Below are 21,671 nucleotides of genomic sequence, written 5' to 3'. Positions count from 1 at the left end.
TTTATACCATGAAAAGAAATGAATTCCTAAAAATGTGTGGTCTATTAGGTATTTCATTACCTCTTCAATCTGTGTTATCTTCTTGTAGTAGTTCTAATATTAGTTCTAATAACAATCCGCCGGAATCTGTAATAATCATTGGTGCTGGTGCAGCAGGTATGGCTGCAGGCCATTTACTTGCGCAACAAGGCATTGATTTTAAAATCTTAGAAGCTACTTCAACTTATGGTGGCAGAATGAAACATAATACATCTTTTGTTGACTTTCCCATACCATTAGGTGCAGAATGGTTGCATGTAAATCCTTCTATTTTTTCCGAAATTATAAATGATAACTCTACTAATATAGATATTACAACTGTTGGTTATAATTCCAGTTTAGATTTTGGCATAGATGCAGAAGATGGTGAACAAATAACTTTATCTGAAATTGGTTTAGTAATAGATCGAAAATTTGCTAACTCTACATGGCTTTCATTTTTTGAAACCTATGTACTTCCTAGTGTTGCGTCTAAAATTATTTACAATAGCCCAATTACTAATATTGATTATTCTAGCGATGCAGTAGTGGTTACGGATACAGACGGTCAAGAATACAACGCTGAAAAGTTAATTGTAACCATTCCTTTAAAAATTTTACAAAATGGATCTGTTAACTTCAATCCTCAGTTACCTAACAACAAGCAAAATGCCATAAATGATGCTACAGTATGGAGTGGATTTAAAGCTTTTATAGAATTTAGCAATAAGTTTTACCCAACGTTTATATCATACACTACAACACCTGAAACTGCTGGGCAAAAACTATATTACGATGCTTCTTACGGACAAAATTCTATTCAGAATGTATTAGGTTTATTCTCGGTTGGAACTGAAGCAGAAACCTACATTAATCTTAATTCAGATAGTGAAAGAATAGATTTTATGCTCAACGAGCTTAATGCAGTGTTTAATAGTAATATTGCAAGTTCTAGCTATATACAACACACCTTTCAAAACTGGAATGCAGAACCATATGCAGATGGTGCTTACGTATACGATTATGAAAGCTTTAACCGAGTTTATAGATTAGGACAATCAGTTAATAACAAGGTATATTTTGCTGGTGATGCTTACACTACAGGAAATGACTGGGGAAGCGTTCATGCAGCAGCACGTTCAGCCAAAAGAGCTGTTCAAGAAATGATAAGTTAATTTGAATAATTTATTAGTTCTCTAGATATTCTAAAACATTAGCCTCTATCCTGCTTTGAATATTAGAAACATCAGCTTTTTCAAAAGTTTCGCCCGTAATGTTTTCGTATAATTCTATATAGCGTTCGCTTACGGTTTCGATATATTCATCGCTCATAAAAGGAACTGATTGTCCTTCTAATCCTTGGAAACCATTAGAAATTAACCATTGTCTCACAAATTCTTTAGATAATTGTTTTTGGGGTTCTTCTTTTTCTTGTCGTTCGTTATAACCGTCGGCATAAAAGTAGCGAGAAGAATCTGGTGTATGAATCTCGTCAATTAAAACAATCTTTCCGTCTTTGGTTTTACCAAATTCATATTTTGTATCCACTAAAATAAGTCCTTGTTTTGCAGCGATTTCTGTACCACGCTGAAACAATTTTCTAGTATAATCTTCAAGAATTACATAATCTTCTTCAGAAACAATACCTCGCTTAAGAATATCTTCTCTTGAAATGTCTTCATCATGATCTCCTTGCTCCGCTTTTGTTGCTGGAGTAATTATTGGCTCTGGGAATTTATCATTTTCCTTCATTCCATCTGGCATTGGTACACCACATAACAAACGCTTACCAGCTTTATATTCTCTGGCTGCATGGCCAGACATATAACCTCTAATTACCATTTCAACCTTAAATGGCTCACAAAGGTGACCAATAGCAACATTTGGATCTGGCGTTGAAACCAACCAATTAGGCACCAAATCTTCAGTAGCTTTCATCATTTTAGTCGCAATCTGATTTAGTATTTGTCCTTTGTAAGGAATACCTTTTGGCATCACCACATCAAATGCGCTTAGTCTATCAGTAGCTACCATAATCAATAGGTTATCATTGATATTGTATACTTCTCTAACCTTTCCTTTGTATAAATTTTTCTGATTTGGAAAGCTAAAATTGGTATCTATTATTGTGTTGCTCATTAATGGTTTATTCGTTTATGGTTAAAAAGTTTGTTTGTCTTACTGGATACTGCATAGCACGAATACTAACTAATCTCTATTTTCTATACTCTTATAGGCTGCAATAACCTTCTTAACAAGTTTATGTCTTATTACATCTTTATCATCTAGATAAACCATTCCTATACCTTCAACATTTTTTAGAACTAGTAAAGCTTCTTTTAAACCAGAAATAGTACGTCGTGGTAAATCTACCTGACCAGGATCACCTGTTAGTAAAAACTTAGCATTCTTGCCCATACGCGTCAAAAACATTTTCATTTGGTTATGCGTAGTATTCTGACCTTCATCTAAGATTACAAAAGCGTTATCTAATGTACGACCTCTCATAAATGCCAATGGCGCAATTTGAATCACACCTTTTTCTATATAATTATCTAATTTTTCATGAGGAATCATATCTCGCAACGCATCATATAATGGTTGCATGTAAGGGTCTAGCTTTTCCTTTAAATCACCAGGTAAAAACCCTAAATTTTCACCAGCTTCTACTGCTGGTCTTGTTAAGATGATGCGCTTTACTTCTTTCTTCTTTAAAGCTTCTACAGCAAGTGCTACGCCTGTATATGTTTTACCAGTTCCAGCTGGTCCAATAGCAAATACCATATCGTTCTTACGAATACTCTCAACAAGCTTACGTTGATTAACGGTTTGCGCTTTAATAATCTTACCGCCAACACCATGTACAATTACCTCACCACTACTAGCAGAAGTTGAATAATCTGCACTACTATTACTCGTTAAAACACGCTCTATGACATTTTCATCAAGCTTATTATACTTTCCAAAATGACCCATCAACATCATCATGCGTGTATCAAATTCTTCAAGTAAATCTTCATCGCCATAGGCTTTTATTTTGTTGCCTCTGGCTACAATTTTAAGTTTAGGAAAATATTTTTTAAGAAGTTCTATATTGGCATTTTGTGCGCCAAAAAACTCTTTTGGAGATATTTCTTCGAGTTCTAGAATTAGTTCATTCAAAAGCTACTAAATTTAGTGAGTTAATCTGTTTTCTTTTCTTAGTTTTGTGTAACACTGTCACACATACAAATCTAGCGATTTTGTTATGACAATTTTCAAAAAAATATCAACAATTAAAGCATGGCTATCATTACTTTAACGACAGATTTTGGAGAGAAAGATCACTTTGCTGGCGCAGTAAAAGGCGCAATTTACAGTGAACTCTCTGATACTAGAATTGTTGATATTTCCCATTCGGTATCGCCTTTTAATATTTCTGAAGCAGCATATATTATTTTGAATGCCTACAGCAGTTTCCCAAAAGGAACCATTCATATTATAGGAATTGATTCTGAGTTAAACCCTGAAAATAAACACATTGCCATAAAACTAGATGACCATTACTTTATATGTGCTAATAATGGCATTATGAGTATGATCTGTACAGAAATTGCTCCAGAAAAAATAGTTGAGATTAATATTCATGATAAGATAGAAACGAATTTTCCCGTTCTTGATGTCTTCGTAAAAGTAGCTTGTCATGTTGCTAGAGGTGGCACTCTTGAGATCATCGGAAAAGTTATTAACACTATTAAACCGATACGTAATTTAATTCCATTTGTAAACGATGAAAAAAATCAAATCATCGGCAGTGTGATTTACATTGACAATTATGGCAATGTTGTAACCAACATAAAAAAGAAATTTTTTGAGGACATTCAGAAAACTCGAAAATTTGAAATTTCAGCACGTAATCATAAGTTCAAGAAAATCTATAACAGATACAGTGATATTGTAAACTTTGAAGTTGAAGAGTCAAAACGTAATGATGAAGGCAAAGGGATGGTTGTGTTTAATTCTGCTGGGTATTTAGAAATTGCGGTGTATAAAAGTAATTCTCGCACAGTTGGTAGTGCTTCAACTTTAATGGGGTTAAAAACCATGGATACTGTGACCGTGAAGTTTCAGCCATTACCAACGGCCGCAGTTATAAGAGAACAAGGTCTAAGGTATGAATAAGATATGGCAAAATTCTGAAATAGTCGATACCAAAGTAAATTTCAATTTTAATACACCTAATATGTTAGTAAGAATTGTAAAAATGAGTTTTCAACCATCGAAGATTGAAGAATTCTTAACTAATTTTGAAGCCAATAAAACAAAAATAAGAGCCTTTGATGGTTGTAATTTTTTAGAATTATACAGAGACAAGAACAATACAAGTATATTTTTCACGTATAGTTATTGGGATTCTGAAGATCATCTAAATGATTATAGGCATTCAGACTTATTTAAAAGTGTTTGGGCTAAGACCAAACCATTGTTTAATGATAAACCAGAAGCTTGGAGTGTTGAAAAGATTGCTTCGCTTGAGTAATAAGTGATAAGTGCATTTATAATTGTTATCGTTAAAGACTGAAGCAAGAAGCTAGAAGTTGGAAGTTGGAAGTTGGAAGTTGGAAGTCATAAAAAATAATGCATACTAAAAAATCGAAACTGAATACTGAATATAAATGTTCGCAATACTAAAAAAAGAAATAAACACCTTTTTCGCCTCACCAATTGGGTACTTGGTTATTGGGGTATTTTTGTTACTCAATGGGCTATTCTTGTGGGTTTTTAAAGGTCAGTTCAACATCTTTGAAAATGGTACAGCAAGTTTATCTTCATTCTTTTTGTTAGCACCTTGGATTCTAATTTTTCTTGTTCCAGCAGTTACAATGAGAAGTTTTAGTGATGAAAAAAAACAAGGTACATTAGAACTTTTAATTACAAAACCACTATCTTATTTTCAAATTGTCTTGGGTAAGTATTTAGGGGCTTTTGTCTTGATTTTATTAGCACTTATGCCTACATTGCTCTATACCTATGCCATTTCACAATTAGGAAGTACAGAAAATAATTTAGATCTTGGTAGTACAATAGGATCTTATTTTGGTCTTCTATTTTTAGCTTCGGCATACACGGCCATCGGTGTTTTTTCATCTACACTTTCAGATAATCAAATCGTCACTTTTATTATAGCTGTCTTTATATGTTTCTTTATGTATTTTGGATTCGAAGGTCTTTCAAACTACAGTGTCTTTGGAGACCTTATTTATATGGAAAATTTGGGTATGTCCGCGCATTACAATAGCATGAGTAAAGGTATTATTGATACTAGAGATTTAATCTACTTTATAAGCATATCTGTTGCATTTTTAATTTTTACAAAACTTAGAATTCAAAAGAAATGATAATTACACCTTTTTTAGTCATTGGAATGTTGATAGTGTTTGTTCTACTGTTTTTATTTTTGAATACAGTAGATAAGCGCAAGTGGTTGACAGGACTCATAAGTTTGGTGTTAACACCACTCGCCTACTTTCATTTATTTTATCCCTTTATAAACATTATTAGCAATTATCATCATCAAAAGCGTTTTGATAGTGAAGCTTGGATAGAAAAACCAGCACTAAGGTATGAGATGATCGATAACACCATAGCATCGGACACCTTAAAAGGTATGACTAAAGAGGAGGTTTCAAAATATTTAGGAACTGCCGAGTGGCTAACTTGGGATGATGCTAAAAAAGCGCATAACGATGATAAATGGAATTACGGTTTAGGCATTGAACCTGGTGCTTTTAATGACAAAGTAGAATGTGTTGAAATCACATTTGTAAATAAACAAGTTTTTAGCTTTAAAAAATTTCAACAAGACATAACTTTTGAAAAGAAGAATGAAGAGCAATAAGTCTTTAATACATACACTAATCGTTTTAATTGGGTTAATTGCGGTTAACTTCATTTCTAGTAAAGCATATAGCAGATTTGACCTCACAGAAGATAAGCGTTATACATTATCTGAAGCCTCAAAATCGTTAATTGAAGATATTGATGCACCGTTAATTATAGATATGTTTCTTGAAGGTGATTTTCCTTCGGAGTTTAGATTACTTCGTAATGAAACTAGACAAATTTTAGAAGAGTTCTCCATTTATACCAATAACATTAAAGTCAATTACATCAACCCAATTGAAGATGAAGCTACTAGAGAACGAAATATACAAGAACTCACACGATCTGGACTTACACCTTTTATAAACACCAACAGTACAACAGGTAAAGTAACCCAAGAAATTATTTTTCCATGGTGTTTTGCGAGTTACAAAGGAAATACAGTAAAAATCCCGTTATTAAAACGAAGTATTACTGAAGGCTTACCAGAACAAATTAATAATTCAGTGCAAGGCTTAGAATATGGATTTGCTGATGGTTTTAGCAAGCTTATTAAAGAAAAATCTAAGAAAATAGCAATATTAAAAGGAAATGGCCAATTAGATGATTTGGACGACAAAGGCAGAATTAAGACTAAGTATCTTAATGACTTTTTAAAGACTTTACAGTCATACTACAATATTGGATTCTTTACATTAGACAGTGTTGCTACTACACCAAAAAAAGCCTTAGATCAAATCAAACAGTTTGATTTAATCATTTCGGCTAAACCTACCGAAGTATTTACTGAAGAAGAAAAATTGGTCTTAGACCAATATACCATGAATGGTGGAAAAAGTCTATGGTTGACTGAATCTGTAATTATGGATAAAGATAGCTTGTATAATAATTCTGGTTCAGCGGTTCCAATAGCTAGAGATTTAAATCTAACCAATTTCTTTTTCAAATATGGTGTAAGAGTAAATCATACTTTGGTGAAGGATATGTATTCTGCGCCTATTATGCTCTCTATTGGTGAAGGAAATCCTGCACCACTACAACCTGTACAATGGCAGTATTCCCCATTGGCTGCTTCAAATCCAGAACATTCTATAACTAAGAATCTTAACCTTGTGAAGTTTGATTTTGCAAGTCCGATGGATACACTTAAAAATAGTGTTAAAAAGACGGTTCTGTTACAAAGTTCACCCAAATCTAAATTATCAGGAAGCGGCACAATGATATCACTGGCAGATGTCACCAAACCACTAGATGAAGATACATTTAATGCTGGTCCGCAAAATTTAGCGGTACTATTAGAAGGTGAATTTACCTCTGTTTATGACAAGGCAGTATTACCTTTTAAACTTAAAGCATATAAGTCAAAAAGTAAACCAACTAAAATGGTTGTTGTATCTGATGGTGATGTTATTAAGAACAAAGTCATAAAGAATAGACCTCAAGAACTTGGATTTGACCAAGTCACAGGAAAATCCTTTGGAAACAAAGAATTTCTTATGAATACTGTAAATTATTTATTGGACGATACAGGACTTATAAACATTAGAAGTAAAGAAATAAATATCGCTTACTTAGATTCTGATAAAATCACAGAGAATAAATTACAATGGCAATTAATAAATATTGCACTACCACTAGCTTTATTAGGAATTTTCGGTTTAGGTTTTAACTATGTTAGAAAGAAAAAATACGCATAGGTTTTGTTAATAAGTTTGTTTTAGAAAACCCTTCTATTAGGATATATTTGTAAGACTAATATCCAATTTAATATATACACACATATCGCATGAAATTTATTGTTTCAAGTACATATTTGTTAAAGCAATTACAAGTCTTAGGCGGAGTAATTAATAATAGCAACACACTTCCAATTTTAGATAATTTTTTATTCGAACTTAGTCAATCTAAATTAACGGTTTCTGCAAGTGATTTAGAAACTACTATGTCATCAATTATAGATGTAGAAAGTGACTCTGAAGGCAGTGTTGCATTGCCTGCACGTCTGTTGTTAGATACATTAAAAACATTTCCTGAACAACCATTAACTTTTGTTGTTGAAGAAAATAACACAGTTGAGATTAGCTCAAATCATGGAAAATATGCGCTTGCATATGCGGATGGCGCTGAATTCCCGAATGCAGTAGCAGTTGAAAACGCAAGTTCAACAACAGTTTCTGGCGATATACTAGCGTCAGCTATTAGCAAGACCATTTTTGCTGCTGGTAATGATGACTTAAGACCAGTAATGAGTGGTGTATTTTTTCAGTTTTCACAAGATAACTTAACCTTTGTAGCTACAGATGCTCACAAACTTGTAAAGTATTCTAGAAGCGATGTTTCTGCAAGTGAAACTGCAGAATTCATTATGCCAAAAAAACCACTAAATCTATTAAAAGGAATTTTAGCTGGTAATGAAGATAATGTTGTGATCGAATACAACGAATCTAACGCCAAATTCACATTTGATAATTCGGTATTGATTTGTCGTTTAATAGATGGAAAGTATCCTAACTATGAAGCTGTAATACCTAAAGAGAATCCTAACAAATTAATAATTGCTAGAACTCAGTTTTTAAATTCTGTGCGTCGTGTTAGTATTTTCTCTAATAAAACTACACACCAAATTCGTTTAAAAATTGCTGGCGCGGAATTAAATATTTCTGCAGAAGATATTGATTACAGTAACAAGGCCGAAGAAAGGCTTACTTGTGATTACCAAGGTGATGATATGCAAATTGGTTTTAACTCACGTTTCTTAACTGAAATGATTAACAATTTAGGTTCTGATGATGTGCAGTTAGAAATGAGTTTACCTAATAGAGCTGGTATTTTAACACCAATAGATGGATTAGATGAAGGTGAAGAAATCACAATGTTAGTTATGCCAGTGATGTTAAATTCTTAATCAAAAAAGTCTTGTTTATATTATAAACCAGCAGTTTCTGCTGGTTTTTTTTATTGGTGCTAATTAGGTTAAAAAACTTTTTCGCCTAAGCTTTAGGTGTCAGGACTCATCTTATATCATTTGTGCGCTTCACTTTACAATTAAAATTTACAGGTCAAAATGAAAAATAAAAAAAGAGCATATCCCAAATATGCTCTTTTATAAATTGTCTAATAATCCCATACTATTTTTATACCGCTTATAAAAGTATTTTATAGACACTCTAAAGATATATTTCTTTATCCAAGAAAATCTTAACATATATCAATAAAAAATAAAATTCAGGTATTTTCTGAATAAAGTTTAAGATAAATCAACTTTCTACCTCTCACAACTAATGAAGGAATACATTTTACAAGTAATTTACGATCTAGAAGACAATTTATAGTTTAAGCTTTTTGATAAAGTGTTTAATTAAACATCTAAATTTTAAAACTAATAAGTTTCTTCAGTATTTGGCTAGAAAAACAAATATCGCTATACAGGAAAACGAAAACAGCCTATTTTAAAAAGAAAAAGAGCATATCCCTAATATGCTCTTTTTTAATTTGTCTAATAATCCCATACTAATTTTTATACCGCTTAAAAAGTATTTTATAGACAATGTAAAGATATTTAACATTATTCATTAAAAAATTGACCTATGTCAATTTCACATATTTTATTGATGAAATTTAAAAATAAAAAAAGAGCATATCCCAAATATGCTCTTTTAAAATTGTCTAATAATCCCATACTAATTTTTATACCGCTTATAAGAAGTATTTTCTAGACAATGTAAATTTAAATAACTATAAGTTTCCTTAAGTTAACCTAAATCAAGAAAACTAATATCGTGACATATTTTAGTTCTTAATTATCACACATCATTAAATTAAATATAAAATCAAATCATGGTAATTGAGAGGCTTAACACTTTTATTAATTTCTATGCTTTGCATTGATGTGGTGTTTCATTACGACTTAATATCTCCTTAAATAAATCTTTTGTTAAAGGTTTATTTAAATAGCCATTACAGTTATTCATACTCATTGCTTTATTAATATCTTCACTATTAATCGAAGATGATAAAAAATAAATATTGAATACGTTTTCTTTAAAATTATCCAAATGAATAAGAGCATTTAAAAACTCAAAACCTTTAATGACTGGCATATTTACGTCTATCAATATTATTTGTTTATAATCTTGACTCCTATTATTAATTTGGTCAAGGTTAGACCTAAAATATTCAAGAGCATCAACTGGTGATTGAAATGCTTTAGTCTTGAGATCTTTGCTATAATTTGAAAGCACTTTTTGGTTAATAAAAAGATCTATTCGACTATCATCAACGAGATATGTTACGATATTAGTTTTCATGATTGTGATACTAATGGAATCTTTATTTCAAATTTTGTGAACTGATTCTGAAAAGAGGTTAAATCTATTTGACCACCTAATCTTTCAACAGCATTTTTAGTTATATATAACCCTAGTCCGCATCCTTCCTTACGGTAATTACTTCTATAATAAAGATCAAATACTTTATCTTGTTCATCTGGTTTTATACCCAATCCATTATCTATGACATGAGCTACAGCCGTATTACCAACTTTAAATGCTGTGATTTTTACGTTTGGACTTTTACCATCAGTTTTAGGTATGTTATATTTTATTGAATTCTGAATAAGATTTAGAAATACTGATTTTAACAGAAATGAATTGCCAAACAGTTTAAAATTTGTTGGAATATCCACTTCAAAATTTACTTCTTCATAATTATCCATATAGCTGAGATCATAAATGATTTGTGTTACCAAGTTTTTTAAGTCTACAACTTCTCTTTCTAAATCTCCTTTAAGGATTGTTCTAACTGAATTTAGATTATCTAACATTGACTTACCATTCTTCAATGTGAATTCCATCATCTTAATTATTGCATCAGTACCAACACTACTCTTTTCTTCTTTCAATAAATTAAGCAATCCTTCAATTGTAGTAAACGGCGCTTTCATTTCATGACTCGCTCTATATATAAACACCTCTAAATCAAGTGTTTTTACATTTAATTCTTGCAATATTTTATTACGTTGCGTAATATCTCTACCAATACTTAAAACAACCTTTCTATTATTAAGGTCTATTTTATGAGAGGCCACTTCTAGTGTTACCTTCTTCCCGGATTTAGAAACAATCTGTAGTTCAGTTTTATCTTGACCAGCCGATGAACTTTCGAGTGACTTTTTAAATAAAACCTTACTTCTTTTAGTGATAAGATTTATATCAAAAATATTTTTGAACAACAATTCCTTTTGTGAATAACCAGTAAGTTCTTCAGTTGCTTGGTTACAGTTTAGAATAAGTCCTTCGTTATTACAAACGAGATAGGCGTCTGGGGCTAAATTAAAAAGCTGCTTAAAGCTTAATTTTGAATATTCTAACTCCTCTTCTTTTGCTTTTAGTTCTGATATATTACTTCTAATTGCAACATATTTTTCTATTATACCAAACTCATCTTTAAAAGGAACAATAGTAGCTGTAAACCAAACAAGACCACCACTTTTTGTTTTATTACAAATTTCTCCTGTCCATACTTTACCAGAGCTTATGGTTTTCCATAGATTTTCGTAAATACTATCTGGATGCAACCCTGATTTAAACATTCTGTGGTTCTTGCCAATCAATTCTTCTTCTTCATAACCAGAGATCTCACAAAATTTATCATTTACAAAGATGATGTTACCTGCTGTATCGGTTATAGAAACCATCGCGCAGGTATTTAATGCTGCTACAACTTGATCTTGTTGATTAGATTGCCATATTTCTGTTATTGCTTCCATACCTATATAATTTAAAAGTTTTAAACGTTAATTATATAGCCAATGGTGTGCCAAAATTAAAAAAATGTCATCAATACGAATTTAAAACACTGTTTGTCAGTGTTTTAAAAAATACCTATGTTTAAGACTTAGTGAAATTAACTAACGGTATACCGTTACCTTTTGGAAAGCAATAAACCTAAATGACGGTATTCCGTTAGTTTGGTTTACTTATATTTAGCTTTTTCATTCGATCACGAAGCGTGCTTGGTTTTAGATCTAAAATTTTTGCAGCACCATCAGTACCAGTAATCTTCCAATTAGCACTTTTTAAAGTTCTAAAAATATGTTCGCGCTGCACATCATCTAATGTTCTTCCGATAGATTTTAATTCTCGTCTTTGAAACCCATTTGGTGGATTTGTCCCCAAATTAAATGATATATTGTCCCCTTTAGAAACGATAATTGACCTTTCAATTAAATTCTCTAACTCTCTGACGTTTCCGGGCCAATCGTAATTTATCATTGACTCAAGATCCTCCTTAAGGATATGCTTTATTTCTTTCCTATACTTACTAGAAAATTTTGAGACAAAATGATTAATAAGCACAGGAATATCATTTTGACGTTCTCTTAATGGTGGAATATTAATTGGGAATACATTTAATCTAAAAAATAAATCTTCTCTAAAGTTACCTTTCTCAATTTCATCAAGTAAGTTTCTGTTTGTAGCTGCTATAACACGCACATCTACCTTTACTGTCTGAGAACCTCCTACAGGTTCAATCTCACCTTCTTGTAATACTCTCAACAACTTGGGTTGCATCTCTATTGGCAACTCACCTATTTCATCTAAAAATATTGTACCGCCATTAGCCAACTCAAACTTCCCTATTCTATTATTAATCGCACCAGTAAAAGAGCCTTTTTTATGACCAAACAACTCACTTTCAATCAATTCTTGTGGAATTGCAGCACAATTCACCTTAATTAGTGGGTTTTTACTTTTTAAACTATTACTATGAATAGCTCTTGCAATAATCTCCTTACCTGTGCCTGTCTCACCATGTAGTAATACTGTAGCATTTGTACCTGCTACCATATCAACCTGATTTAAAACGTCAGAAATCTCATTACTTACATAAATAAGGTCTTGATAATTATAAGCGAGATCAATCTCCTCTTTTAAATAAATATTTTCTTTTTGATATTTATTTTTAAGTTCAGTAACCTGCTCTAGTGCTTCTTTTAGCATTTTTTCACTGCGCTCTACTTTTTCTTTTTCAATTTTAAGATCAGTTTCTGCTACTTTACGTCTGGTAACATCTAAAATAAGGCTATCCCACATTGTATCACCGTTTTCCATTTTCTCTGGACGCCCAGCCGCTTCTAACCATTTTTGTTTACCTGAAGGTGTTGTTATTCGCCATTGAAAATCCCAAGGATCTAAATTCCTAGCAGATTTCAAAACAGATTCATACATAGGTTTGAGATCATCTGGGTGCACCATATCCCATAAAATCTTCGCGTCTTTAACGACAGTCTCAGCATCAACCTCCCATAAATCATAACAACTCGGACTCATGTACATTACAGCATCGGTACCATCAGAGTGCAACACATACTGAAATATTGCACCAACAAGATTTGAAGCCATATTTGTAAAACGCTTTTCACTTTGTCGTAATGCCAACTCAGTTAGTTTTTGATTGGTAATATCTTGAGCAATACCTCTTAAACCAACAATATCGTCATTGCCATTTAAAATAGCTTCCCCTTGAGCATACATCCATTGCCAACTACCTTTATTTTTTATCGTTTTTAATTCGATGGAATACGGTTCACCAGTTTTTGCAGTTTTATCTATGCATGAGTTTAGTAATTTCCAACTTTCAGATTCTAAAAATTTCGCATGTTCCTCTAATGGCGGAATAGGTTTATCAGGATCAAAGCCATACATCTTATACAGTTCTTCTGACCATGTGATGTTCCCTGTTTTATAATCTAAATACCAACTACCTAAACTCGCTATTTCTTGAGATTTTTTTAGCTCTAATTGAATGTTTTTGTTTTCTGTGATATCTTGAATAGAACCATATAATCGTACAACTTTTCCATCTTTAACTATTGGGTTTCCTTTAGTATGTACCCATATTTCATTGTTCTTAGCAGTGATCAGTTTTACCTCTAAATCATAAGGTATGTTATGTGCTATTGCATTATTAACGGCATCACTAACTTTTTGACGATGATCGGGATGATAATAAGAGATACCTTCTTCTATACTCGGCAATTGACCATATGGTAACTCGTAAATATCATAGGTTTGCTGTGTTAAGGTTATATTATCATTTTCTAAGTCTATTTCCCAACCCCCAACTTTTGCAGTTTGACTAGTATCTTCAAATAATAGATTCAATCTATTAAGGTCGTTCTGTATTTTTTTTCTTTTACTTATATCCTTTGAAAATCCAACTAATTCTGAAACTTCACCTTTACCGTCTTTAATGGATGTTAACGACATTAGGATGGTTTTTTCATCTTTATTTTTATCTAGGCAAGTTAATTCTACATTACGTATGTCTTCTCCTGCCATCAGATTAGATATCATAGACTCTAATTTTGGCAAGTCTTGTTCTTTGTAGAGCATACTTACATGCTTCCCTATGGCTTCTTTTGAAGTATAACCATAGAGATTTTGAGCTGCACTATTCCAATAAATAATCTTCCCTTCTAAATCCGTATTAATTATTGTCTCTGTAGAAGTGTCTATAATTACTTGACTCTTTTGAAGCTCTACCGTCTTTTTATCAAATCTTTTTTGCAATAAATCCTTATGCTTTTCTACATCTTCATAAGCGCGTTCGATTTTTTTATTAGATAATTCTAAAGCTTTTTTAGATTCGAACAAAATGGCCTCAGCTTTTCTACGTTCTGTCACATCAATACCTACTGCCCATGTAGACCAACCAGGAATTGGCGCAAAGCTTGAAATATTTGTCCAAGAAATTATTCTTTCTTTACCTTTCTTTGTTGTAAGTACCAGCTCGTATTCTCTTAAATTTGGATTCTTCTCAAAGGTTTTAAATAAGTCATTACGATAAGCTTCATCTGGATATAGAATTTCAAATGAATTTGGATTATTAATCATTTCTTGTTGACTATAACCAGTCACAGAAACACACGCCTGATTCCAAAAAACGATACGTCCTTTTTCATCTAAAGCGTCAACCAGAACAGGCATCTCTTCAAGTACCATTCTAAATTTTAGTAAACTATCACTATAAGCCTCGCTTCGCCTTAGGTTAAGTACAGCTTTTTCTAAAAGCCGTTCTACTTGCTCCTTTTGCACTTGCACAGCAACTTGGCTACGATATCCCTCGATTTGTGTATTTATTCTAAAAAGTAATTCTTCATTTACAACAGGTTTTATGATATAGTCAATATGACTACCTAAATTAAAAACACCCTTTAGCATTTGATCTTCAATAGACTCACAAATAATAATGATCGGAATATCTCGATACTCATTATGAGAACGAATACGTTTCAAAAGCTTAACCTGTGTTTTTATTGAATCATCGCAATCAATAAGAAGTAAATCAACCTTTTTGTTATGTAGTTCATTTAATACAATGTTGCTGTCAAACGCACTTGTTACTTTGAATCTTTCTTTAATTAGAAGTTCAGAATAGTCAAGAGAATCTGCTCTACCATCAGATATTAAAAGAATATTAGCAGATTTAACAAGGTAAGATATATCGCTCATCTTAGTCAAAATACCCCACAAGTGTTACCGAAAAGTAACACCAATGATTTAAAACATTTAAGATACGAAAATTTGGGTACTTAAACAACATAAACGCGCTCTAAAATCATTGGTTTTCAGGTGTTTAATATATATGCAATAATAGTTAAACATAAAGAATCTTACTATTGTAACAGATGTTATAAGCTTGTTACTGCGTCCATTTTACCTTTACGGATAAGGATAATACTTTCATTTTAGATGAATTATTTAAAAATCATGTATCTCAAAGGATTGTCTATTTCTTTTTAGAATTAATTATAAATTATCTATCGTGGCTTATATTAGCCTATGCAATCTCTATTGAAACACTTCCTTTAGCATGTCTTGTAATGCTTGCCATGACTTACCATCAGCTTCTGCATTGTAAGCCAATGGTAAATTAAATTTCTTCCCATTTTCATCCGCTTCCTTTGAGGTAAAGCCATGTTTTGCCCCAGGATAGGAGATGTACTCATATTTGGCACCAATAGAATCCATTGCTTTTGTATATGCCGTTATAGATTCAGGACTAATAAAGCCATCATCAGCGCCATTACATACCAATACGCGTGCTTTTAATTGGTCATTAGGCATTACTGGTAAAGTTATACCACTGTGAAATGCTGCTACCGCATCTAAATCTTCACCACTATTTGCCATTGTGAGAACAACACTACCGCCAAAACAATAGCCTATGGCGGCTATTTTATTAGCATCCACAGATTCGTGATTGATTAACAACGTTTTAGCGGCATTAAATCTTGCTTTAGCTTCTGGTAAGTTGGCAAAAACGCTTCTCGCAAATTTACCAGCATCAGACGGATGATTCGCCAATTTACCGTCACCATACATATCCACAGCCATAGCTGTATAACCTAAATTAGCCAACATATCTGCACGCTCTCTTACATAATTATTATGTCCCCACCATTCATGTACAATAAGTATTGCTGGTTTTTTTAGCGTACTATTTTCATCGTATGCGATATAGCCTTTTAAACTTGTTGAGTCAGTTGCATAGATAACCTCTTCGCCTTTCACTTTTATCTCTAGTGGTTGAACTTCTTCTTGAGGCTTTTCTGTTTCTTTGGTATTCTCCTTACAAGATACTGTGATTATGCACAATAGCGTTAAAACACGTATAAAGATTTTTTTCATAACTAGTGGTCATTAAGTTTTACTAAAGATACTAATATTAGCTATCAGAAAAAAAAGTGACTTCCTCATGGTAGTCACTTTTTAATATATGTTGCTTCGATAAATTTTATTAATTATCTATTAACCCTTGACCTTCTACCCAAGGCGCACCTGCAGCTTTAAGTTGACTTTCAATTGCAGGAAGCGTGCTATCTGTCATAACTCTTAGCTCTGCTTTAACAGTCTTTAACTGGTTCTTTACACGCTGTAATAAGGCCTTATGTGTACCAGTTGGACCATATGTATTACCAAATGCTCGCCATGATAGACCTCTACCATCACTTGCCGTCGGATTAGATTTTTCACCAACCTCATCTTTTACAGGATTTCCTCTCAACGCCTTTTCAATAGCTAACAATTGTAGCCTTGCAGTATTAATATCGGTTAAAATGGCATCATTTGAACTCGTTGTTTTGTTAGCTGCACGTCTCATTGCAAATATTTTATCCATTTGCTTGTCTAACATCAAACTTGTAGCAGTATAATCTTGTTGAAATTCTGAAACTTCTTCCCTAAACTGGTTCATATCATCAAAAGACTTTCTAGGTAGAGCACCATCATACATTGGCACCACATTAAATTGTTGTGGACCTTCTAAAACAGTGGTCTCACCATCAACACGCTTTACTAGTGTTGCCGTATAAGTTCCTGGTGTAGCCATAATATAACCTGTACCTATACCATCACCACCTTCATCTAAAGGTTCACCATTTGTATTTGGATAATTTAGTCTCCAATTCGCACGATTAAATCCTTTTTTATTAGAACCTTTAATGGTATTCACAATTTTACCTTGAACATCTTTAATAACAATTAAAATCTTAGGGCTTTCTTGATTTGTCTCTTGTTCTAATGCTTCCCAACCTGGAAAATCTGTATTTGTTTTTTCACGTTCTTGTCGTTCTGCTTTTAGTGATTTCACACTCTCGGACATATAGTAAGTAAACCTGGCCCCAAAAGGTACGTTAGGTGCTTTATATTCGGCATCACCTTGGCTTCCTACTCTACTAGCTTGTCTATACCAATAGGCATCCTTTGTTGGAAATAAAGTTGCCGGTTTTGAAAGCATTGATGCATCAAAATTTCGCAATGGTGTAATATCATCAAGTATAAAGAAACCTCTTCCAAATGATGCGGCTACCAAATCATTTTCTCTGCGTTGTATCGTTAAATCTCTGAATGATATTGTTGGCACTCCACCTGTCAATTTTACCCAATTCTCACCAGCATTATACGTAAAATAGATACCAAACTCTGTTGCTGCAAACATGAGATTTTTATCGACATGATCTTGTACCAAACGCCAAATCAATAATCGTTCTGGTAAGTCTCCATTAATAATTGTCCAACTTTTGCCTTTATCTGTACTCTTTAAAACATAAGGTCTGTAGTCACCATACTTATGATTGTCTACCGCTGCGTACACAATATTGGCATCAAAAAGATCTGCTCTAACGTCATTCACAAAAGGGACATGATCTAGGCCTTTTACTGAGCTTAAATTAAATTTATTCCAAGTAGCACCTCCATCTTCGGTGACCTGAATGATACCATCATCTGTACCAGCATAAATTAAACCTTCTTGTATTGGTGATTCCGCTAAAGACGTAATTGTATTGTAGTTAGACATTGCATAAACGTCCCAAGCATTATCCCAACTTTGCTGCTTTCCATAATACGGAATAGTCATACGCTCTTGGTTTAATGTCAAGTCCTCAGAAATTGGAGTCCAGTCATCTCCTCTATTATCTGATCTCCATACACGTTGTGAAGCAAAATATAAGCGCTTTGGATTATGAGGACTCACTAAAATTGGTGCATCCCAATTAAAGCGCTCAAAAGGATCACCTTCTCGGGCCTGAGGTTGAATAAATACTGTTTCCTTAGTGGTTTGATCAATTCTCCAAAGTGCGCCTTGTTGAAATTCACCGTATGTAATACTAGGATTTCCAGGTTCTATAGCAGATTGGTGACCATCGGCACCGAGTGTTTACCACCAGTCTGAATTGGTAATACCATCAGAATACATAGACTGCGAAGGTCCACCATGAGAACCATTATCTTGTGTTCCGCCATAAATTTTATAGAATGGTTCTGAATCATCAACAGCTAATTTAAAATACTGTGTAATTGGAAGGTTTCTAATGTATTTCCAACTTTTAGTTAGATCAAAACTTTCATATAGTCCACCATCGGTTCCAAATAAGACATAATTTGGATCTGAAGCCTTAAATGCCATCGCATGACTATCTACATGTTTATTTCTTTCATTCATGGTATAAAACGTCCTACCATGATCATCAGAAACCTGTACATAATTATTCATTAGGAATAATTTTCCTTCATGATGTGGTGATGCATATAATTCTTGGTAATAATGTGGCCCTGTTCCACCAGAAACTGCATTGGATTGCTTGGTCCAAGACGCACCTCTATTGGATGACATAAATAAGCCACCTTTTCTACGATCTAATTCAATAGCCGCATAAATAACATCAGGATTAAACGGTGAAATGGCTAAACCAATTTTTCCTAGATTGGAACTTGGAATTCCACTAGTTAACTTCTGCCATGTATTTCCACCATCGGTACTTTTATGAATACCAGAACCTGGCCCACCACCTAAATAACCTGCAACAGTTCTGTGTCTTTGCCATGTTGCTGCATAAAGTATATCCGGATTTCTAGGATCAATAACTAAATCTGTAGCACCTATCCATCCATCATCGCCTAATGTTCTTTCCCAAGTAGTACCGCCATCAATAGACTTATAAACACCTCTTTCACCACCAGATGTCCATAATGGCCCTTGAGAAACCACCCATATGATATCAGAATTTTCAGGATGCACTACAATTTTTGAAATATGCTCAGAGGCTTTAAGCCCCATGTTCTTCCAAGAACTACCATCATCATAACTCACATAAACACCATCACCAAAGCCAACATGTCTTCCACCTACATTTTCACCAGTACCAACCCAAATGGTATGAGGATTATTTGGGTCTATCGTTATAGCACCAATAGAATATGAAGTTTGACCATCAAAGATTGGTTTCCAAGTTGTCCCTGAATTGGTTGTTTTCCATACACCACCAGAGCCAACAGCAATGTACCACACATTTTCATTATCTGGATGCAAGGCAATGTCAGCAATTCTTCCAGAAGTGAAAGCTGGACCAATATTTCTAAATTTAAGACCACTAAAGGTTTTCTGATCTACCACCTGGGCACTTATCGGTAAACTTATTAATACCATAAAGACCAATAACAATACTGGTTTAAAAGGATTTTTCATCTGCTTATTTTATTTTAGGTTAGTTATTTTGTTTTTTAATATCCGGCAGCTTGACCATCTTTACGACTTTCTGAAGCTCCATGATAGACTTTATTTTCATCATCCCACAAAATAGCCTGATAACCACCATAAACACCTCTTACAGTTCCTATTCGGTGACCTCTATCTAATAAGCCTCTTATAGTTTCATATGAGATTCCTGATTCGGTGCGAATGGTACCCGTATTGGTCGTTGTTCTTCCCATAGGTGTTGCTCCACCAGTATGATCCCATCTAGGTGCATCACCAGCTTCCTGAAGGTTCATATTAAAATCTACAAGATTCATCACAATTTGTGTATGTCCCATCGGTTGAAAATCTCCACCCATAACACCAAAGCTCACAAATGGTTTGCCATCTTTGGTAATAAATGCTGGAATAATTGTATGAAAAGGTCGTTTTCCTGGTTCATAAGTATTTGCTTGTTCTTTTTTAAGGCTGAATAATTCACCACGATCTTGAAGCATAAAACCTAATTTAGGTGGTGCCATACCTGACCCCATACCACGATAGTTACTTTGTATTAATGAAATCATATTACCATCTTTATCTGCTGCAGTCATATATATAGTCTCACCAGCTGAAATTTCACCTGCGTTATAACGACCTGCACGTTCACCAATTTGCGCACGTCTTTTCTCAGCATATGCATCTGATAGCAACTCTTCTAAAGGCACATCAAAAAAGTCCATATCAGCATAATACTTAGCTCTATCTTCGAAAGCTAATTTTTTAGCCTCTGTAAATAAATGCAGATGTTCAGCACTGCCAAATTCAATGTTTGAAAAGTCATAACCTTTTAATATTTGAAGCATTTGTAGTGCAGCTATACCTTGCCCGTTTGGTGGCAATTCCCATACATCATAACCACGATAATTAATGGAAACTGGTTCTACCCATTCTGAACGATGTGCTGCCAAATCTTTAGTTGATAAAAAACCACCTTGTTCTTTTATAAATTTGGCTATAACCTCAGCGATTTCTCCTTTATAAAAAGCATCTCTTCCACCATTTGCAATCTTTTTATAGGTCTCTGCTAAATATGGGTTTTTATAAATCTCACCTTCATTAGGCAATTTTCCACCATTTTGAGTAATATAAGTATCCTCTATATTTGGAAAGCCTTGAGACTGATAGTAAGGTACACTGCGTTGCATATACCATGCAATCAATTCAGTTAATGGAAATCCTTTTTCAGCATAATCAATTGCAGGTGCTAAAATTTCTGTCATTGGCTTAGTGCCAAACTTTTTATGCAGCTCAAACCAACCATCAACTGCGCCAGGTACACTTACAGGCAATGGCCCCAATGAAGGAATTTTGTCCATACCTTGTTCTTCAAAATAGTCTAAAGTTAAATCTTGCGGTGATCTACCACTTGCATTTAAACCATATAGTTGTTGTGATTTCGCATCCCAAACAATGGCGAATAAATCACCTCCAATTCCGCATCCTGTCGGCTCCATTAAACCTAAGGCCGCATTGGCTGCGATTGCTGCATCTATTGCATTTCCACCATTTTTAAGAACATCTAACCCTATTTGAGTAGCAATAGGATGACTTGTTGCTACCATACCATTTTGTCCTAATACCTCAGATCTTGTAGCAAAAGACTCACCTGTAATGCGGTCTTGTGCATTTAAACCAAGGCATAATACCAAACCTACTACTAACAGAAGGTTTTCGGTAAGTTTACTTTTTGAAATTTTCATTGCTTTTCT

General features: G+C 33.5%; 16 protein-coding genes. 7 read left to right on the top strand and 9 right to left on the bottom strand.

Going from position 1 to position 21,671, the window contains the following annotated elements:
• The first annotated feature begins 8 nt into the window (after nt 1-8).
• The gene (locus tag HRU50_RS11170; RefSeq protein ID WP_296351168.1) at nt 9-1,193 is read left to right on the top strand and encodes an FAD-dependent oxidoreductase; all 1,185 of its coding nucleotides are present in this window, start codon (nt 9-11) and stop codon (nt 1,191-1,193) included.
• A gap of 13 nt (nt 1,194-1,206) precedes the next feature.
• Here the strand turns inward: HRU50_RS11170 and HRU50_RS11165 are convergent, their stop codons facing one another.
• Entirely contained in the window at nt 1,207-2,157 is a 951-nt protein-coding gene (locus tag HRU50_RS11165; RefSeq protein WP_296351167.1) for a phosphoribosylaminoimidazolesuccinocarboxamide synthase, read from the bottom strand.
• 69 nt (nt 2,158-2,226) lie between these two features.
• Nucleotides 2,227-3,180, bottom strand: a complete 954-nt coding sequence (locus HRU50_RS11160) for a PhoH family protein (RefSeq protein ID WP_296351166.1) — start codon at nt 3,178-3,180, stop codon at nt 2,227-2,229.
• Nucleotides 3,181-3,300: 120 nt separating this feature from the next.
• Here HRU50_RS11160 and HRU50_RS11155 point away from each other — a divergent pair, with 120 nt between their 5' ends.
• The 6 genes from HRU50_RS11155 to dnaN all read left to right on the top strand — a co-directional run bounded on the left by HRU50_RS11155 (nt 3,301) and on the right by dnaN (nt 8,785).
• On the top strand, nt 3,301-4,179 hold the full coding sequence (locus HRU50_RS11155; RefSeq protein WP_296351165.1) for an SAM-dependent chlorinase/fluorinase: 879 nt from the start codon (nt 3,301-3,303) through the stop codon (nt 4,177-4,179).
• Between the two features lie 61 nt (nt 4,180-4,240).
• Nucleotides 4,241-4,537, top strand: coding sequence for an antibiotic biosynthesis monooxygenase family protein (locus tag HRU50_RS11150; protein ID WP_296351233.1), 297 nt, complete (start codon nt 4,241-4,243; stop codon nt 4,535-4,537).
• Between the two features lie 136 nt (nt 4,538-4,673).
• Nucleotides 4,674-5,396, top strand: coding sequence for a gliding motility-associated ABC transporter permease subunit GldF (gldF, locus tag HRU50_RS11145; RefSeq protein ID WP_296351164.1), 723 nt, complete (start codon nt 4,674-4,676; stop codon nt 5,394-5,396).
• Nucleotides 5,393-5,896 carry a hypothetical protein gene (locus tag HRU50_RS11140; protein ID WP_296351163.1) on the top strand — a complete coding sequence of 168 codons (504 nt, stop codon included), beginning with the start codon at nt 5,393-5,395 and terminating at the stop codon, nt 5,894-5,896. The genes gldF and HRU50_RS11140 overlap by 4 nt, the downstream gene beginning before the upstream one ends.
• Complete coding sequence (gene gldG / locus HRU50_RS11135) at nt 5,871-7,577, top strand: gliding motility-associated ABC transporter substrate-binding protein GldG (RefSeq protein WP_366927378.1); 1,707 nt, start codon at nt 5,871-5,873, stop codon at nt 7,575-7,577. Before HRU50_RS11140 ends, gldG begins: the two co-directional genes overlap by 26 nt.
• 89 nt (nt 7,578-7,666) lie before the next feature.
• The gene (gene dnaN / locus HRU50_RS11130) at nt 7,667-8,785 is read left to right on the top strand and encodes a DNA polymerase III subunit beta (RefSeq protein ID WP_296351162.1); all 1,119 of its coding nucleotides are present in this window, start codon (nt 7,667-7,669) and stop codon (nt 8,783-8,785) included.
• Nucleotides 8,786-9,752: 967 nt separating this feature from the next.
• On the opposite strand, the gene HRU50_RS11125 is transcribed toward dnaN, so the two are convergent.
• From HRU50_RS11125 to ggt, 7 genes are all read right to left on the bottom strand, one after another.
• Nucleotides 9,753-10,187 carry a response regulator gene (locus HRU50_RS11125; RefSeq protein WP_296351161.1) on the bottom strand — a complete coding sequence of 145 codons (435 nt, stop codon included), beginning with the start codon at nt 10,185-10,187 and terminating at the stop codon, nt 9,753-9,755.
• Nucleotides 10,184-11,647, bottom strand: coding sequence for a PAS domain-containing sensor histidine kinase (locus HRU50_RS11120; RefSeq protein WP_296351160.1), 1,464 nt, complete (start codon nt 11,645-11,647; stop codon nt 10,184-10,186). Before HRU50_RS11120 ends, HRU50_RS11125 begins: the two co-directional genes overlap by 4 nt.
• A gap of 196 nt (nt 11,648-11,843) precedes the next feature.
• Nucleotides 11,844-15,395: a sigma 54-interacting transcriptional regulator gene (locus HRU50_RS11115; RefSeq protein ID WP_296351159.1), complete on the bottom strand. Its 3,552-nt coding sequence runs from the start codon at nt 15,393-15,395 to the stop codon at nt 11,844-11,846.
• Nucleotides 15,396-15,734: 339 nt separating this feature from the next.
• Nucleotides 15,735-16,574 (bottom strand): dienelactone hydrolase family protein, encoded by an 840-nt coding sequence (locus tag HRU50_RS11110; RefSeq protein WP_296351158.1) that lies wholly within the window; start codon nt 16,572-16,574, stop codon nt 15,735-15,737.
• A gap of 109 nt (nt 16,575-16,683) precedes the next feature.
• Entirely contained in the window at nt 16,684-18,420 is a 1,737-nt protein-coding gene (locus HRU50_RS16055) for a hypothetical protein (protein WP_366927377.1), read from the bottom strand.
• A 183-nt stretch (nt 18,421-18,603) separates the two neighbouring features.
• Entirely contained in the window at nt 18,604-19,911 is a 1,308-nt protein-coding gene (locus tag HRU50_RS16050; protein ID WP_366927376.1) for a hypothetical protein, read from the bottom strand.
• A gap of 35 nt (nt 19,912-19,946) precedes the next feature.
• Nucleotides 19,947-21,662 (bottom strand): gamma-glutamyltransferase, encoded by a 1,716-nt coding sequence (gene ggt / locus HRU50_RS11100; RefSeq protein WP_296351157.1) that lies wholly within the window; start codon nt 21,660-21,662, stop codon nt 19,947-19,949.
• Between the last annotated feature and the right edge of the window lie 9 nt (nt 21,663-21,671).

This window comes from Winogradskyella sp., assembly GCF_013213835.1.
Lineage (GTDB): Bacteria > Bacteroidota > Bacteroidia > Flavobacteriales > Flavobacteriaceae > Winogradskyella.
This window is presented reverse-complemented; position numbering and strand designations above follow the sequence as displayed.

What these genes read in the sequence shown, in the direction of transcription:
- dnaN (WP_296351162.1), top strand. Translation starts at nt 7,667, where the DNA reads ATGAAATTTATTGTTTCAAGTACATATTTGTTAAAGCAATTACAAGTC.
- HRU50_RS11170 (WP_296351168.1), top strand. Translation starts at nt 9, where the DNA reads ATGAAAAGAAATGAATTCCTAAAAATGTGTGGTCTATTAGGTATTTCA.
- HRU50_RS11110 (WP_296351158.1), bottom strand. Translation starts at nt 16,574, where the DNA reads ATGAAAAAAATCTTTATACGTGTTTTAACGCTATTGTGCATAATCACA.
- ggt (WP_296351157.1), bottom strand. Translation starts at nt 21,662, where the DNA reads ATGAAAATTTCAAAAAGTAAACTTACCGAAAACCTTCTGTTAGTAGTA.
- HRU50_RS11125 (WP_296351161.1), bottom strand. Translation starts at nt 10,187, where the DNA reads ATGAAAACTAATATCGTAACATATCTCGTTGATGATAGTCGAATAGAT.
- gldF (WP_296351164.1), top strand. Translation starts at nt 4,674, where the DNA reads ATGTTCGCAATACTAAAAAAAGAAATAAACACCTTTTTCGCCTCACCA.
- HRU50_RS11165 (WP_296351167.1), bottom strand. Translation starts at nt 2,157, where the DNA reads ATGAGCAACACAATAATAGATACCAATTTTAGCTTTCCAAATCAGAAA.
- HRU50_RS11150 (WP_296351233.1), top strand. Translation starts at nt 4,241, where the DNA reads ATGTTAGTAAGAATTGTAAAAATGAGTTTTCAACCATCGAAGATTGAA.
- HRU50_RS11140 (WP_296351163.1), top strand. Translation starts at nt 5,393, where the DNA reads ATGATAATTACACCTTTTTTAGTCATTGGAATGTTGATAGTGTTTGTT.
- HRU50_RS16050 (WP_366927376.1), bottom strand. Translation starts at nt 19,911, where the DNA reads ATGAAAAATCCTTTTAAACCAGTATTGTTATTGGTCTTTATGGTATTA.
- HRU50_RS11115 (WP_296351159.1), bottom strand. Translation starts at nt 15,395, where the DNA reads ATGAGCGATATATCTTACCTTGTTAAATCTGCTAATATTCTTTTAATA.
- HRU50_RS11155 (WP_296351165.1), top strand. Translation starts at nt 3,301, where the DNA reads ATGGCTATCATTACTTTAACGACAGATTTTGGAGAGAAAGATCACTTT.
- HRU50_RS11120 (WP_296351160.1), bottom strand. Translation starts at nt 11,647, where the DNA reads ATGGAAGCAATAACAGAAATATGGCAATCTAATCAACAAGATCAAGTT.